The sequence below is a fragment of the Pseudomonas sp. PME37.24/006 genome (genome assembly GCF_055556635.1).
Window position 1 is genome coordinate 107503 of record NZ_JBVHNL010000002.1, and the last position, 14947, is coordinate 122449.

19 protein-coding genes are annotated in these 14947 nt (G+C 58.9%); 5 read left to right on the plus strand and 14 right to left on the minus strand.

Features of this window, described 5'->3' with window-relative positions; genetic code table 11:
- Nucleotides 1-6: 6 nt before the first annotated feature.
- Complete coding sequence (gene queF / locus ACZ3GY_RS05940) at nucleotides 7-834, plus strand: NADPH-dependent 7-cyano-7-deazaguanine reductase QueF (protein ID WP_465909307.1); 828 nt, start codon at nucleotides 7-9, stop codon at nucleotides 832-834.
- A gap of 55 nt (nucleotides 835-889) precedes the next feature.
- Here the strand turns inward: queF and ACZ3GY_RS05945 are convergent, their stop codons facing one another.
- Both ACZ3GY_RS05945 and pcrP read right to left on the minus strand, forming a co-directional pair.
- Nucleotides 890-1156, minus strand: a complete 267-nt coding sequence (locus ACZ3GY_RS05945) for a DUF4404 family protein (RefSeq protein WP_225831990.1) — start codon at nucleotides 1154-1156, stop codon at nucleotides 890-892.
- A gap of 121 nt (nucleotides 1157-1277) precedes the next feature.
- Nucleotides 1278-1961 (minus strand): HAD superfamily inactivated hydrolase PcrP, encoded by a 684-nt coding sequence (gene pcrP, locus ACZ3GY_RS05950; protein ID WP_463565129.1) that lies wholly within the window; start codon nucleotides 1959-1961, stop codon nucleotides 1278-1280.
- Between the two features lie 224 nt (nucleotides 1962-2185).
- On the opposite strand from pcrP, the gene ACZ3GY_RS05955 reads away from it, so the two are divergent.
- On the plus strand, nucleotides 2186-2887 hold the full coding sequence (locus ACZ3GY_RS05955; protein ID WP_465909308.1) for an MlaA family lipoprotein: 702 nt from the start codon (nucleotides 2186-2188) through the stop codon (nucleotides 2885-2887).
- Between the two features lie 85 nt (nucleotides 2888-2972).
- On the opposite strand, the gene ACZ3GY_RS05960 is transcribed toward ACZ3GY_RS05955, so the two are convergent.
- Entirely contained in the window at nucleotides 2973-3272 is a 300-nt protein-coding gene (locus tag ACZ3GY_RS05960) for a PilZ domain-containing protein (protein WP_042554132.1), read from the minus strand.
- Between the two features lie 208 nt (nucleotides 3273-3480).
- Here ACZ3GY_RS05960 and rssB point away from each other — a divergent pair, with 208 nt between their 5' ends.
- Complete coding sequence (gene rssB / locus ACZ3GY_RS05965; RefSeq protein ID WP_463565126.1) at nucleotides 3481-4665, plus strand: two-component system response regulator RssB; 1185 nt, start codon at nucleotides 3481-3483, stop codon at nucleotides 4663-4665.
- A gap of 8 nt (nucleotides 4666-4673) precedes the next feature.
- Nucleotides 4674-5159, plus strand: coding sequence for an anti-sigma factor antagonist RssC (gene rssC, locus ACZ3GY_RS05970; RefSeq protein WP_042554198.1), 486 nt, complete (start codon nucleotides 4674-4676; stop codon nucleotides 5157-5159).
- Between the two features lie 61 nt (nucleotides 5160-5220).
- Here rssC and tal read toward each other — a convergent pair whose 3' ends face one another.
- Together tal and dusA are read right to left on the minus strand one after the other, a co-directional pair.
- On the minus strand, nucleotides 5221-6147 hold the full coding sequence (gene tal / locus ACZ3GY_RS05975; RefSeq protein ID WP_465909310.1) for a transaldolase: 927 nt from the start codon (nucleotides 6145-6147) through the stop codon (nucleotides 5221-5223).
- Between the two features lie 92 nt (nucleotides 6148-6239).
- Entirely contained in the window at nucleotides 6240-7250 is a 1011-nt protein-coding gene (gene dusA, locus ACZ3GY_RS05980; protein ID WP_465909311.1) for a tRNA dihydrouridine(20/20a) synthase DusA, read from the minus strand.
- Between the two features lie 108 nt (nucleotides 7251-7358).
- Between dusA and ACZ3GY_RS05985 the strand changes: the two genes are divergently transcribed.
- The gene (locus tag ACZ3GY_RS05985; RefSeq protein ID WP_465909312.1) at nucleotides 7359-8543 is read left to right on the plus strand and encodes a tyrosine-type recombinase/integrase; all 1185 of its coding nucleotides are present in this window, start codon (nucleotides 7359-7361) and stop codon (nucleotides 8541-8543) included.
- Here ACZ3GY_RS05985 and ACZ3GY_RS05990 read toward each other — a convergent pair.
- The 9 genes from ACZ3GY_RS05990 to trbF form a co-directional block, all read right to left on the minus strand.
- Nucleotides 8513-8788 (minus strand): pyocin activator PrtN family protein, encoded by a 276-nt coding sequence (locus ACZ3GY_RS05990; RefSeq protein WP_042554137.1) that lies wholly within the window; start codon nucleotides 8786-8788, stop codon nucleotides 8513-8515. The genes ACZ3GY_RS05985 and ACZ3GY_RS05990 overlap by 31 nt on opposite strands.
- 415 nt (nucleotides 8789-9203) lie before the next feature.
- Nucleotides 9204-10442, minus strand: coding sequence for a type II toxin-antitoxin system HipA family toxin (locus ACZ3GY_RS05995; RefSeq protein WP_465909313.1), 1239 nt, complete (start codon nucleotides 10440-10442; stop codon nucleotides 9204-9206).
- Nucleotides 10439-10735: a helix-turn-helix domain-containing protein gene (locus ACZ3GY_RS06000; protein ID WP_082045793.1), complete on the minus strand. Its 297-nt coding sequence runs from the start codon at nucleotides 10733-10735 to the stop codon at nucleotides 10439-10441. Before ACZ3GY_RS06000 ends, ACZ3GY_RS05995 begins: the two co-directional genes overlap by 4 nt.
- Nucleotides 10736-11073: 338 nt before the next feature.
- Nucleotides 11074-11361 (minus strand): HigA family addiction module antitoxin, encoded by a 288-nt coding sequence (locus ACZ3GY_RS06005; protein WP_465909314.1) that lies wholly within the window; start codon nucleotides 11359-11361, stop codon nucleotides 11074-11076.
- A gap of 16 nt (nucleotides 11362-11377) precedes the next feature.
- Nucleotides 11378-11656 (minus strand): type II toxin-antitoxin system RelE/ParE family toxin, encoded by a 279-nt coding sequence (locus tag ACZ3GY_RS06010; protein ID WP_465909315.1) that lies wholly within the window; start codon nucleotides 11654-11656, stop codon nucleotides 11378-11380.
- A gap of 90 nt (nucleotides 11657-11746) precedes the next feature.
- Nucleotides 11747-11980: a DUF2274 domain-containing protein gene (locus ACZ3GY_RS06015; RefSeq protein WP_042554141.1), complete on the minus strand. Its 234-nt coding sequence runs from the start codon at nucleotides 11978-11980 to the stop codon at nucleotides 11747-11749.
- Nucleotides 11973-13238, minus strand: coding sequence for a TraB/TrbI/VirB10 family type IV secretion system protein (locus ACZ3GY_RS06020; protein WP_465909316.1), 1266 nt, complete (start codon nucleotides 13236-13238; stop codon nucleotides 11973-11975). The genes ACZ3GY_RS06015 and ACZ3GY_RS06020 overlap by 8 nt, the downstream gene beginning before the upstream one ends.
- 3 nt (nucleotides 13239-13241) lie before the next feature.
- Nucleotides 13242-14231, minus strand: a complete 990-nt coding sequence (gene trbG, locus ACZ3GY_RS06025) for a P-type conjugative transfer protein TrbG (RefSeq protein WP_465909317.1) — start codon at nucleotides 14229-14231, stop codon at nucleotides 13242-13244.
- Entirely contained in the window at nucleotides 14228-14935 is a 708-nt protein-coding gene (gene trbF / locus ACZ3GY_RS06030; RefSeq protein ID WP_465909318.1) for a conjugal transfer protein TrbF, read from the minus strand. Before trbF ends, trbG begins: the two co-directional genes overlap by 4 nt.
- Between the last annotated feature and the right edge of the window lie 12 nt (nucleotides 14936-14947).

Here is a 14947-nt window from a genome sequence, read left to right on the forward strand (position 1 = left end):
ACCGTCATGCATTCCGTGGAACATTCGCCGCTAGGCAAGAGCAGCGAGTACATCGCCACCTATTCGCCCGAACTGCTGTTTCCCATCCCGCGAGCGGCCAAGTGGGCCGAACTCGGTTTGAGCGCAGACACCCTGCCGTATCGTGGCGTGGATTACTGGAACTGCTTCGAGCTGTCCTGGCTGCTGCCGTCCGGCAAGCCGGTGGTGGCGATCGGTGAATTCAGCATTGCTGCCGACTCGCCGAACATCATCGAGTCGAAATCCTTCAAGCTCTACCTCAACTCGCTGAATCAGTCGGTGTTCGCCAGTGAGGCCGAGTTGGTGAGCGTGCTGGAGAGTGATCTGTCGTCCACGGCCGGCAAGCCCGTGGGTGTGCGGGTGCGCAGCCTGAACGAGGTGGCGCAGGAAGGTCTGGCGGTTCTGCCGGGAACCTGCATCGACGACCTGGACATCAGTATCAGCGATTACCAGGCTCCCCGTCCCGAGCTGTTGGCTTGCGATACGTCACGTATCGTCGAAGAGAGCCTGCACAGCCATCTGCTCAAGTCCAATTGCCCGGTAACTGGTCAGCCTGATTGGGGCAGCGTGGTGGTCGAGTACCGCGGCGCCGCGCTGGAGCCGGCGAGCCTGCTGGCGTATCTGGTCAGTTTCCGTCAGCACGCCGATTTCCACGAGCAGTGTGTGGAACGCATCTTTCTGGATTTGCAGCGCTTGCTGCAGCCCGAGTACCTGACCGTCTATGCACGGTATGTGCGCCGCGGTGGGTTGGATATCAATCCCTACCGAACCACGTTGGCGCAGTTGCCGGATAATCGGCGCCTGGTCAGGCAGTAAGCAATTAATAAAAAACCAGCCTGAAGAGGCTGGTTTTTTATTTGCGGCGTTGGCATCAGATACCCATGTTGGCGAGGCTCTGCATGATATTGCGCAGGCTTCCAGCAAGGGTCGGATGGCTCACTTCAAAGCGCTCCACGGCCAGATTGACGCTATCGACCAGCGAGGCATCAGGTGTGGTCACTGGCTGAGCCGCCAGCTGAAGTTCGATGTCACGAGCCAGCAGCGAAAGCGACTCGCGGTCTTCCTCGTTTACCGGCGGATTCTGCGCCAGTTGCTTGTGCAGCTCTTCCAGTTGCTGCTGCAGATGGTTCGCAGGCATGGAGATTCTCCCTTTCTTGATAGGCAAGACAATTGACCGTGCGTCATGACGAAAGGTCATTACTTCGTCTTCAGGATAATCCCGCCTGCGCCATTGCGCCTGATCTGACGCAATGCCATCGCTAGGGTTTTTCGCCCTTGCTGCGGCGAATCTGCAGATCGTCCAGGCACGCGGGCAGGTCGGTCAGCTGGTCGATCACCGAATGGGCGCCGAGCCGGTACAGCGCCAGGGTCGCATCGGCGCGCAGGCGATCACGTTGCATTGCGTCGAGTATTTCCCAGTCGCAGAGGGCATGGCCGCCCAGGGATCCGCAGGCGGCCAGGCCGACCGTCCACAAGCCCGCATTCAGGCCCGCCTGCAGCAGGCGAGGTTCACCGCTGACCAGTACGCAACCATCCAGACGATCGATCTGCAGCGTGCTCAACGCCTGCCAGCAGGCATCAGGGGCAGGCCAGCTGCGCTGCGAGCAGGCTGGAGAGGCGACCAGCCATTCGGGTAGCTGGCTCGTCAGTTTCATGGCGAGGGTTTCGGGAAGTTCGTCCAGCCAGGCGCAGGGCACGCGTTGTTCACGCAGGCTGCGCAGGGTTGCCAGAGCGCCAGGCGTCGGCTCGGCGCAACTCTCCAGCTCCCGAGGGCTGGCGGCTTCGAATGCACGCGTCGGGCCGCCAGCTTCACGGATCAGCGTCAGGTGGCGAGTGCCGACCAACGACGCACTGCGGGCTCCGAAATCAACCAGGCAGCCGGACAGGCCGAACAGGACGGCGGTGAAGGAGGGGGTAACTGCGGAGAGCGCTGGCTGCGGCATGCGATGTCGTTCCCTGGCTATTATCGCGCTTACCATGACAAGCCAATATGACGATGGCATGACGGCAGTGAGCGGCCCGACGCCCGGCAAACGTCAGTGATGTGAAGTGGCTCAGGGTCGGGTAGGGTGGCCGGGCATCGGTGCTCTGCCTATTGCCCGCTCGCGGCTTTATACTACGCCGCTGCTGCCGGAGAGACCGTGCTCATTAGCCTAGGAGAACAGTAATGCGTGTGATTGGATCGGATTTGATCGGGAGCTTTGGGCGAATGCTGGCCTGTGCCGGCCTGATGGTGCTGCCGCTCGCAAGTCAGGCGGCGACGGAAGACCCTTGGGAGTCGTTCAACCGCCCCGTCTTCCGCTTCAACGATACCGTCGATACCTACGCCCTCAAACCCCTGGCTCAAGGCTATCAGGCCGTCACGCCGCAATTCCTCGAGACCGGTGTGCACAACGTGTTCCGCAACGTGGGCGATGTCGGCAACCTGGCCAACAACCTGCTGCAGGGCAAGGCTCACGACGCTGGCGTGGATACCAGCCGTTTGCTGCTGAACACCACCATCGGCGCTCTCGGCTTCTTCGACGTGGCCAGCCGCATGGGGTTGCAGCGCAGCGATGAAGACTTCGGCCAGACGCTCGGCGCCTGGGGCGTTGGCAGCGGCCCGTATCTGGTACTGCCGCTGCTCGGGCCGAGCTCGCTGCGCGATGCGCCGAGCAAGATCCCGGACAGCTTCCTGACCCCTTATCCCTATATGGATCACGTGCCGAGCCGTAACGTCACCCGTGGCATCAACGTGGTCGACACCCGTGCCAGCCTGCTGGATGCCGAGCGCATGATCAGTGGCGACAAGTACATCTTCATCCGTAACGCCTATCTGCAGAACCGTGAGTTCCGCGTGCGTGACGGTGAGGTGGAAGACGATTTCTGATTGAGGCCGAGCCAGGGCAGCAAGGCTCGAAGGCAGGAGGCGTAACGACGCGATGGAGGCGGGCTCCATCGCGTTACAGCGTGTTTCAGTTCATCGATATCACGGCCAGGCCGAGAATCTGTCGGCCGCCTTCCTGGTCGGTTACCCGCACCACTTCCGCTTCGGTTTCCAGCCCCTTCAGTTCGTCGTGCCCGGAAGGGATCAACACGCGCACCTTATCTCCAACCTGCACGTGGCACTGCGCCTCGAGCTGCATGCCAGTGCTCGACAGATCGCGGCACAATGCCGGGATTGCCTGACCGCCATGGTGGAGCGTCACCTGGGTTTCCAGGCGCATGCGAATGTAATCGCGCTTTTCCTCGTAATCACGATCACTTTGGCTCATCAAGCTATCCTCATTGTGGTAGGGCTCTGCTGCGGTTCTTATAACCCTCACTGATTTCAGGTGTAAAGTCGCTCGGTCGCGAACGGCGCCTGTTGAATCGTGTTGAGGATGGGAGTACCGTCTGCGCCTTGACGCGAACCGTGTACCCGCGCAGGTTGTTGGCTGCGTTTACGCTAACCATCCCCGGCGCAGTTTGCCTGGACACCCCATGCACAAAACCAGTGCCACGTTGCTGCTGATCGATGACGACGAAGTCGTCCGCGCCAGTATTGCAGCCTACTTGGAAGACAGCGGCTTCAACATCCTGCTCGCCGGCAACGGCTCGCAAGGTCTCGAAGTGTTCGAGCGCGAACGGCCGGATCTGGTCATTTGCGACCTGCGCATGCCCCAGGTCGATGGTCTCGAGCTTATCCGTCGGATCAATGCCCTGGAAATCTCCGCGCCGATCATCGTGGTTTCCGGTGCCGGGGTGATGACCGACGTGGTCGAAGCCTTGCGCCTCGGTGCCGCCGATTACCTGATCAAGCCTCTCGAAGACCTCGCCGTGCTCGAGCACTCGGTACGCCGTGCGCTGGATCGCGTGCATCTGCGCCAGGAGAACGAGCGCTACCGGGAAAAGCTGGAAACCGCCAACCGCGAGCTGCAGGCCAGCCTGCACCTGCTGCAGGAAGACCAGAACGCCGGGCGCCAGGTGCAGATGAACATGCTGCCCGTCACGCCCTGGGAAAACGAAGGGCTGTCGTTCGCCCATCAGATCATTCCCTCGCTCTACCTCTCGGGCGATTTCGTCGATTACTTCCGTGTTGACGAGCGGCGTGTTGCGTTCTATCTGGCGGACGTTTCCGGTCACGGCGCCTCTTCGGCATTCGTCACCGTGCTGCTCAAGTTTATGACCACGCGCCTGCTCTACGAGTCGCGGCGCAATGGCCTGTTGCCGGAGTTCAAGCCGTCGGACGTACTCGGCCACATCAACCGTGGTCTGATCAACTGCAAACTGGGCAAGCACGTGACCATGTTGGGCGGGGTGATCGACGAAGAGCACAATCGCCTGACCTACAGCATCGGCGGCCATCTGCCGCTGCCCGTGATGTACAGCGGCGGCGAAGCCCATTATCTGGAAGGCCGTGGTTTGCCCGTCGGCCTGTTCAAGGAAGCCGATTACACCGATCTGGTGATCGACCTTCCGGAATCGTTCAGCCTGACTCTGTTGTCGGACGGCATTCTCGATTTGCTGGACGGCGACACCCTGCAGGAAAAAGAAGCCTTGCTGCCGAAACTGGTGAGCGAAGCAGGTGGAACCCTGGACGGGTTGCGCAGCGTGTTTGGACTGGCCAATCTGGCGGAGATGCCGGATGATATCGCCTTGCTGGTGTTAAGCAGGAACCTTGCATGAATCCTGGGATAAGCCCCGGTAGAATCCAGTTTGCCGAGCAGGACGGAACCTTCGTCCTGAAGTTCATCGGTGAAGTGCGCCTGACCTTGTGTTCGGCGCTGGACTCCACGATCGAAAAGATTTTCACCGCGCTGAATTTCTCCGCCATCGTCATCGACCTGACGGAAACGCGCAGTATCGACAGCACCACACTAGGGCTGTTGGCCAAGCTATCGATTCTGTCGCGGCAGAAGGTTGGGCTGCTGCCAACGGTGGTGACCACCCACGCCGACATCACCCGTCTGTTGCAGTCGATGGGCTTCGATCAGGTGTTCAACATCATCAACCAGCCCTACGAGTGCCCGGACTGTCTGGCCGATCTGCCGTCGCAGGATCAGTCGGAGGACGTGGTGCGTGCTCGCGTGCTGGAAGCGCACCGGATTCTGATGGGCTTGAACGAATCGAACCGCGCGGCCTTCCATGACCTGGTCAGCGCCCTCGAACAGCATCCCTGACCGCTGATTGCTGCCGATAGCGGGGCGCCGATAGAGTCGGCGCCCCGTTTTCATTTCAGGCTCAGATGTTGGCTGTCAGCAGCTTTTCCAGTTTTTCCTGATCACGGGCGAACTGGCGGATGCCTTCCGCGAGTTTCTCGGTGGCCATGGCGTCTTCGTTCATTTCCCAGCGGAACTGGCTCTCGCCGATGTGCGCTTCGCTTTGCCCGGAAATCTCCGCGCTGAGCTTGCGCTGCAGCGGGCCATTGTCGTCGGCCAGTTGCTGCAGCAGCTCCGGGCTGATGGTCAGGCGATCGCAGCCGGCCAGCTGTTCGATCTGGCTGATGTTGCGGAAGCTGGCACCCATGACCACGGTCTTGTGGCCGTTGGCCTTGTAGTAGTCGTAGATGCGCGCCACGGACTGCACGCCCGGATCTTCGGCACCGACGTAATCGCGGCCTTCGGCCTTCTTGTACCAGTCGTAGATACGGCCCACGAACGGCGAGATCAGGAAGGCGCCGGCATCGGCGCAGGCGCGCGCTTGCGCGAAGGAGAAGAGGAGGGTGAGGTTGGTCTGCACGCCAGCCTTTTCAAGCTGCTCGGCAGCGCGGATGCCTTCCCAGGTGGAGGCGATCTTGATCAGGATGCGCTCGCGGGTAACGCCGGCTTCTTCATACAGCTCGACCAGGCGCCGGGCACGGGCCAGGGTCGCCTGGGTATCGAAGGACAGGCGGGCGTCCACTTCGGTGGAGATGCGCCCCGGAATTACCTGCAGAATTTCACGCCCAACGGTCACCCCGAAACGGTCGCTGGCCAGATCGACATCGCCTTTGCTGGCACTGACCGCCTGCTTGAGCAGCTCGGCATAACGCGGCAGGGCGGCAGCCTTGAGCAGCAGGGAAGGGTTGGTGGTGGCGTCCACTGGCTTGAGGCGGGCGATAGCGTCGATGTCACCGGTGTCGGCAACCACGGTAGTGAATTGCTTGAGTTGATCCAGCTTGGAGGTCATGGCGGGGCCTTGTCGATTCGCGGTGCCATGACCTTACCTGAGCATCATGTAGTGCTCAACTGGTGGCACAACAGGTCGCTTTCGGCAACCCGTTAGCGGCCCTGCAAAAGTTCGGCAGCCTGGTCGAAAATGGCCAGCGGCCGATCGCTCTTGTGGATTTCCGCAGAAAGCAACTGGCGGAAGCGGCGAGCCCCTGGAAAACCCTGCGCCAGGCCGAGCATATGGCGGGTGACGTGGTGCATCAGGCCACCGGCAGCCATGTGCCGTTCGATATAGGGGCGCATGACCTGCATGGCTTCATACCGGCTGATGGGTGGCCGTTCGCTACCGAACAACTGCCCGTCGACCTCGGCCAGCAGGTAAGGGTTGTGGTACGCCTCACGGCCAAGCATCACGCCATCGAAGGTCTCGAGGTGCTCCTGGCAGGCCTGCAGGGTCTTGATCCCGCCGTTGAGCACCAGCTCCAGCTCGGGGAAGTCCTGTTTCAGCTGCGCGGCGATGTCGTAGCGCAGCGGCGGCACTTCACGGTTCTCCTTGGGCGACAGGCCGGAAAGAATGGCGATCCGTGCGTGCACCGTGAAACTGCGGCAACCGGCGTCACGCACCTGGGTGATGAAGTCGCAGAGTTGCGCGTAGCTGTCACGCCCGTCGATGCCGATGCGGTGCTTGACCGTCACGGGAATGCTTACCGCATCGCGCATCGCCTTGACGCAGTCGGCCACCAGCGCCGGATGGGCCATCAGGCAGGCGCCGATCATGTTGTTCTGCACCCGGTCACTGGGGCAGCCGACATTCAGGTTTACCTCGTCGTAGCCCGCCTGCTCGGCAAGCCGCGCACAGGCCGCCAGATCGGCCGGATTGCTGCCGCCCAGCTGCAGCGCGAGCGGGTGCTCGGTCTCGTCGTAATGCAGAAACCGCTGGGTATCGCCATGCAATAACGCGCCAGTGGTGACCATTTCGGTATACAGCAGCGCGTGCTGCGACAGCTGGCGCAAAAAGTACCGGCAATGATGATCCGTCCAATCCATCATCGGCGCCACGGAGAAGCGGCGGGAGGGCTGAGCGCCCGTATTTACTGGCTTTGAGGCTAATTCTGAAGGCATTGGCTCATGTCATTTCAGTGCTAAAAAAGGCTATTTTTGGCCGTTTTTTGGCCTTCAGTGCTAAAATGTAGCACTGAGATTTTTTTTGTAGCACTGGTGGGAGGCAACTTGGGAACCATCACTCAGCGCGTTAAAAAAAACGGTAAACCCACGTACACGGCGCAGATTCGGCTGCGTCGCAACGGGGCCGTAGTCTATCAAGAAACCCAGACCTTCGATCGTAAGGCCGTGGCACGTGCATGGTTGACTCGTCGGGAGGCGGAGCTTGGGTCACCGGGCGCTCTGGATCGAACCAAGGGCGAGGATGTCCCTCTGAAAACGATCATTGATCGCTACCTGGATGAGTACGAGCGAATCCGCCCACTTGGGAAAACCAAGCGAGCGACCTTGAAGGCAGTTAGTGAATCTTGGTTGGGTGATGTGGCTGGTGCCGATTTAACGAGCCAGAAATTGGTTGAATATGCGCAGTGGCGGATGAGTGAACACGGCGGCAGCGTTCAGGCGCAGACCGTCGGTAACGATCTTGCGCATGTTGGCGCCGTGCTCTCAGTGGCCAAGCCTGCTTGGGGCTATCTCATCGATGCCACAGCCATGCCCGATGCCCGAAAGGTGCTCCGGAAGCTGGGAATGGTCAGCCGCAGTAAAGAGCGTGACCGTCGGCCGTCCAAGGACGAATTGGATAAGCTGCTCAACCACTTCTTTGATATTCAACGGCGCAGACCACGCTCCATCAATATGGCCAAGGTCCTGGCGTTCGCAATTTTCTCGACACGCAGGCAGGAAGAAATTACTCGGATCCGTTGGGAGGATCTGGATGCTCGGCGGCAGGCTGTGCTCATTCGAGACATGAAAAACCCTGGCCAGAAAATTGGTAATGACGTCTGGTGCCGTCTCCCGGATGAGGCCTGGAGAATCGTTCAGAGCATGCCCAAGGCCTGCCGTGAGATATTCCCTTATGACTCAACTTCGATTTCTGCAGCGTTCACCCGTGCCTGCCACTTCCTGGCGATCAACGATCTGCGTTTCCACGATCTGCGCCATGATGGGGTGAGTCGGCTTTTTGAAATGGGTTGGGACATTCCGCGAGTTGCCAGTGTATCGGGCCACCGCGATTGGAATGCCATGCGCCGCTATACGCATCTGAAGGGGTTGGGTGATCCTTACGAGGGCTGGGGCTGGTTGGACAAGATTGTTGAGGCTCCCGTAGAACTCGGAATCAGGGTCGTAACCCCTGAAGCCACATCCGCCCCAGGGGTTAAGCTTCAGGCGAGGCGCCGCCGCACCCCCAACTGATTCTGCTCTTTGAGTGCAGCTTCTCGCTGCCTATCGATGTAGGCAGCGAGATCTTCTAGGTGCACGGCCAGGTTGGCTTTCTGCGAGCTGGTGCCAAGCCTCATCACAGGAAGATCGATTTCACCCATAAGGCGCTTGCGCTTGAACTTGTCGACTGAAAGACCGAGAAAGTCTCTGCATACCCAGTCGATTGGTATCACGGCTTGGCCGTCGTACTGAGCCATCAAAAGTAAGAGGGTTTTCATTGCTCCTTCCTACAAGTGGTTTCGGTGTTCCCAGCCTATGGGGCAGCTCCTTGAATGAAAACCGGCTGTGTCGCAGCCTGGCGTAGAAAAGGACGGCGGGATTCCTCGTACCACACTGGGCAATGTCTGAAAGTTGTGCTCTGACGTCTCGGTAAAGCACATCGATATCAGCTACCTGACCACAGGCTTGTAAAACGGGTATGGCCCGCGACGCTGTATGGATCTCACTCTTATCGGGTAAAACTTGCTGCCACCTTTCCATCAGATTAAGACACACCAAGAGTTCGCATTGGCACAGCAACTGCGTCGCTTGGGATCCACGTAACCTGGTTCAACTCGTATGGACTTTGCGCCCGGCCGGTGTGCCTGCCACTTGATGTCTCCTCAACGTCCGTTACGTCGACTGATGCCTGCGTCAGTCGAGGCGCGTGCGGATTTCGTTGAATGCCCGCTGAATTACTCTCTGCTGACTGGGATCGATTTCAAGTTGATTACACAGTGAAGACCACCCGGAGAGCGCATCAAGGGTCTGCTCGACGTAAAGATCCGGATCTAAATATCGAAAGGCAGCGCAAACTTGTTTGAGCTTTTTTCGTGTTGGCAATCCGGAACCGTTGAAAGAGGTGGTGTGCTCGTCTGCATAACCCCGGACAGGGGCATAGGTCAGGTCATAGGCTGGAGCTAATTCCCACCGTCCTTGGTGGTGTAGGAACGCGAAGTTCTTGGCGTGATCATCATGGTTGTGGGTCAGCGCGTTGAATACCATGAGTCTCGCCATGCGCTCCACCTCCGCCGCATGGTTAGTGACCGCATTGGTTGTTTTCAAGAGATCTGAATAGTCAAGTGAGGGCGCTTGGTGATCAGCATAGAGAATGCCGCTGGCAGTCATCATGTGGAGTTTGCTATTGCCATGCCGGTCGAAACGTTTGGCAGCAAAGAAACGCTCGGTGCCGTTTAACGAGCTGACTGTGAGCAAATCGCTCGCAGCCATCTTCACTCCCGCACGTTCTGCCAGCAACGCGTAGGCGTATTCGATGGCGCCGGTATCACGATGCTCGGTTGGTGCCCGGAATTTCACTAGCCAGTGTTGGTAGCCGGCCGGGAGCTGCTGGAAAGACGTATTGCACAGCTTTCTGTCTGGGGACAAGGCAACCACTACCTTTGGTCGAGCGCCTGCAGGGGAGCCGCCAGCGAGGCGCAGAACATCAAGAATGGACGCAGTGTCTCCTTCGTAGACCGCCTGAGACTCCTGATAGAGCAGGGCCAAGTCAATATCATCTTCACTGGTGGCTTGCTCAAGCACCGGGCGGTATTCCAGTGCACCCATGCCCCTGTCTGCCATGTAAGCCAGCCGATCAAGCGGGGAAATGTGTCTACGGTCTAGGCCATGATTGGCAAGGAAATAACGATCCATTAGCAGCATGCCCCATCCGTCTGGAAGGGAATCGGCAAGCGCGCCTGGTAGGCCTGCGAAAAGAACAGGATCTGCAGCTTTCTGGGGGTGGGTTGTGAATTCCATGTTCAGGGGCGACAGGTTGAAGCCTTGCGCTACCCAATGTGGGTGATAGGCAAAGTAGATACCCTGTCGACTGGCAACAAGCTCCCCGACCGGTGTGCCTGCGAGCAATACCTCTACGACGTTGATGGATTTCATTGGCGCCCCCGGGTACGTCCTGTTTGTTTGATTTCTTCAAGCGAGACAGGCCGCTCATGCTTGAACAGGTCAGCGATTTGGCGTGTGGCACCAAGTGCTGTAGCGATGAGCACCAGAGCATCAAGGGTGATCTGCCCATTGGACTCAAATCGCTTGATGGTCGATTCGGACACACCCGCCATCTTCGCCAAGGATTTGCGGGAGAGGTTTTGTGCGAGTCGCGCTTCTCGGGCGTTGGCACCAATCTTCTGGGCCAGTTCGCCTGGAGCGAGCAGAGAATGGGTTAGAGCCAATGGGCAACCTTATTTAATGGTTCACATCTGATCAATTATATGTGATTTAGGTACTTATTGGTTCAAATATGATCCATTGTCTTCACGTCCTGGATGGATCTAAGGCGGAGACCGATTTGAGGGCTACTGATTTTTAAATTCATTCAGAGCAACTTAGTACGAGTGTCCTTTTGACGAAGATCCGCACTCACATTCGTTACCAGCCTTTCCGGACGCAGGGGCTTTACAAGCGGCCTGTGAGCAGAACAATCGATGTTAGTAAGTGCATCGTCTAAGGCGATGTCCAGCGTGCGATGCGAGCGAAACCGGGCTTTACGAACAGGGCGTGGTCAAAACGCCTAAGCAATCGCAGCGAAGCGCTCGATCGGAGGCTGCTCTCGATGCAGGGCTTGCCAGAGGTCATAGTCGGTCTGTACGCCAAGCCAAGCGCGAGCCTTGCCGATACCCGCCAACTCTAGGCGAACGGCGAGATCCGGACTGATAGGCGCGCGACCATGCAGGATCCGCGACAGCGTTTCACGTGCAAAGCCAAGCCGTCTCGCAAGCTCCGCAATGCTGATATCAAGTTCGGGGAGCACGTCCTCGAGCAACGTTTCACCGGGGTGCGGTGGGTTAAACATGGCCATGATTAAGCCCTCCTGTTCAGTGGTAATCGAGGTAGTCGACGAGTTCTATGTCGCTGCCCTCAAAACGAAAGATCACTCGCCAGTTACCGTTGACGGTGAGTGACCAGAACTCTTCCATTTCCCCTTTGAGGGGATGCAACCGCCAACCCGGTATATCCAGATCCGCAGGCGCACAGGCTCTATCCATAAAACTGAGCATCCGAGCCAGCCTTTTGGCGTGGTCGGCTCGGATGCCTCTGGTGGAGCCTGTTTCAAAAAAAATGCGTAGACCTTTGTGACGAAAGCTAATGATCATGGCTAAAGTGTGATGTATTAGGTCACGGTTTTCAACCGCGAGATGGATGTTTCCCCTGGCAATCTAGGGCGCGAAATGCAACCGTCGTGATCAACTGCTGCGAATTGCTCGAGAGCTTGTTTTCCGGAACGCTCGGTCTCTTGCCATGAATGTTTCGAGCATATGTGGGATCAACGCGAGCACATCAACGGGTTCACCGTAGGTCTGGGCATGCATCTGTGCGTAGCGTTCCAGGTCGCACTTCAGGCTCGCAGGGCAGGTGAATGTCAGTTTCAGGCTCTCGGTCTTCGGTAGTGGGCCGAGGCGCAGCTTGGCGTTACTCATTGCGGTTCCTCTGCTGGGTGAACAAGGGTTGATAGGGGCGCAGTACCAGATCGCGGTTGACGATCACGCGCAGCGGCAGGCCTTGCCGCTGGGTGAGGGTGGGCTGTATGTCGAGATTGCGCCGAGTGACTTCCTGGCCGACCTGGTTCACCGTGTCCTGAAGGCTATCGCGCCCTGCAATGATGATCCGGTCACCGTCGTTTCGATTTCCAGGGGCGGCGAGTTCGGCGCCCACGCCCAGCAAGCTGGTCATCGCAGCGCCCGCGACGAGCCTGTCCCAGTGCCAGTCGACGCCGTCTTCGAGGCCTGCATACCCGGCGGCATCGGTGCCGACTAAGTCGTCGAGCTCGAACGAGGAGGTGTCGGGAAGGATTACGCGTTGCCACACGACCTGTACGCGACTTTGTCCATAGCTGACTTGGCTGTTGTAACGACCGAGTAAGCGCGAGCCCTGAGGTATCAGTACGTGTTGTCCTGTTGCGCTGTCGTAGACCGGCTCAGTGACGGTTGCAATCACATCACCTGGCAGGTCTGACTTGATACCGGTGACAAGTGCCGCGGAGATGAGCGTGCCGGCCATCACCTGATAGGGCGAGGCGGGTTCTTGCAGCAAACCGGACCTACTGATTTCTGTATTTACGGATTTACTGAGAGTCCGCTCGTCCTTGCCAGGCACCGATGACCCTGTAGCCGAGCCGGTACTCATTGAGGCCAAAGCACTCGGCGTAGAGTGCTGAGGGTCAGCCGATGCACCACCCAATCCACCCGATCTGTTGGTCTGGAAGAACACCGACGACAATGCTGCCTCTTCGGCCTCCTTCAGTCTCGCTAGACGCTCCGCCTCAGCGTTGTCGGTCGCAGCTTGGTCGTACTCATAGCCGTGCGTGCGTTGTTCGGCTTTCAAGATGGGGGCACCAAGGTCGCCTGGCAGTGGTGGGCCCAATTGAGGCACGTCTGTCGGAGTCACGGGCGTCGGCGGTAGCTGCGAGTAATCCGCAGGCAATTGTTCGAGTGACTCTGAGCGTGCCACCCGGTCAACGTTGTACAGCTCGTTCTGCTCTTGGTTCTTGCGCTGCTGCTGTGGCTGCAGCGACCAAAGCATCGCGCCCAGCACTGTGGCTGATAGGCCGCCGATGATCGCGGCAAGCACGCGCAGATTAAGGCGACTGATCGGCCTTGGCTGGGCTCGCAGCTCCAGAGATTCCGGTGATTCCTTCGGTGGCAACGAGGAGGAGGGCTTGTTGATCTCGTCGGTCATGGCTCAGTTTCCCCGTGCCACTCCATCGTTGCGCTCGATGCGCACGATGTCGCCTTTGTCTGCGCCCAGCCGGAGCTCGGCGGCGCCAAAAAGCCGATCCACGATGTAATACGGAGAGCGGAAGCGGTAGTTCACCAACTGCCCATCGCCCTCGGCGCCGATCACGAAAAGCGGTGGAAGATCAGTGTTGGAAATGCCCGCCGGGAACTGGATATACACCTTGCTACCATCATCGAATGCGCGCAGTGGTTTCCACGTTGGATCATCACCACTGATTGCATAACGAAAGCGCAGGCGCTCCAGTGCAAGGCCTGTATTCAGAGGCTCGGCTAACTTGGCTTCGCCGGCGCGACGTTGCAGAGCCAGCATCTGATCCTTTGGGTAATCCCAGGATACTGATGCCATCCACGCCTGCTCGGTCGAGGTCAGCTCGATCAGGTACGTGCGCCGCGTTGTGGTGATCACCAGGTTGGTCTTGAGACCAGTGCGGGTCGGCTTGATCAGTACGTTGACGCGTAGGCTATCGCCTTGGCCTGTAGCCGTATCACCTAGGATCCAGCGTACGGTGTCCCCAGCTGCAACGGTCACCAGTTCCTCTCCAACCTGCAGGTTGATCGCGGTCACCCGACCGGGGCTGGTATACACCTGGTACAGCGCCCCATCCGAGTAAGGCCAGACTTGGATGGCGTTGATGTAGCCTTCCTGCGTAGGTGCCACCCGTGCGTCCCGGTTGGCACGCGAGACTCTGGCTTTTTCGTCGACTGGCTCGTTTGCCGGTTTGCGTTTGCCGGCTTCCGGCAGCGGCTTGAGCTGCGCCGGTAGCGCAAGAGGTTTGGGTACTTCCACGACTTCAACAGGCTTCGGCGGATCCGGTATCCGTTTAGCTTCAACGGGCTCGTCCAGCACAATTCTGGGTGGCTTCTGAGGGCTCGCACAGCCTGATAACAGCGTCATCAATACGACTAGAAGGCAGAGGTTCGAAGACATTTTCATGGTTTCTTCACTCCTTCCGAGGTGTCCAGTTCTCGGCTCCAAGACAGCCCGTTTACATAAATGCCCAGCGGGTTACGCCGCAGTTTTTCCTCCGTGCGGGGACGCTGCAGCACAAGCGAAATCATTGCCGTCCAGCGTTCTGACCCGGCCGGGGCCCCATTCACGTAGCGGCGTTCGACCCAGCGCACCTGGAACGTTTCATCGCTGGCACGCACGACGCTGGTCACTTCGACGGCTACCGATTCTTTGCCGACCCGCGTGAATGGATCGTTGCTTCGGGCATAGTCGTTGAGGGTTGCAGCGCCTCGGTCGGTGGTGAAGTGATAGGCCTCCAGCCAGTTTTGCCGTACGACCACCGGGTCGATGGAAAGAGAGCGGACCAGTCCGATGAACCGCGCCAGATGATGGGCAATCTGGGCGTCTTGGGGCTGGTAGGGGCTGGTGGCTTCACCAACAGCGCGTACCTGCCCGAGTGTGTCGACTTCCACAACGTAGGGCGTTACCCGCGACTGCAGGGAAAGCCAGACGAGTCCTGACGCCATCACCAACGACAAGCTCAGGCAGCCGAATGCCATGAGGCGCCAATTCCGAGCCTGCGCCAGGCTGCTACCCATACGCAGATCCCAGGCTTGTCCGGCTCTCTGGTAAGGGGTTACGGGTATTGGGGTGTCGCTGTAGCGAACCCCTGGACGTTTGAATCGCATCCGTGTCCTCCT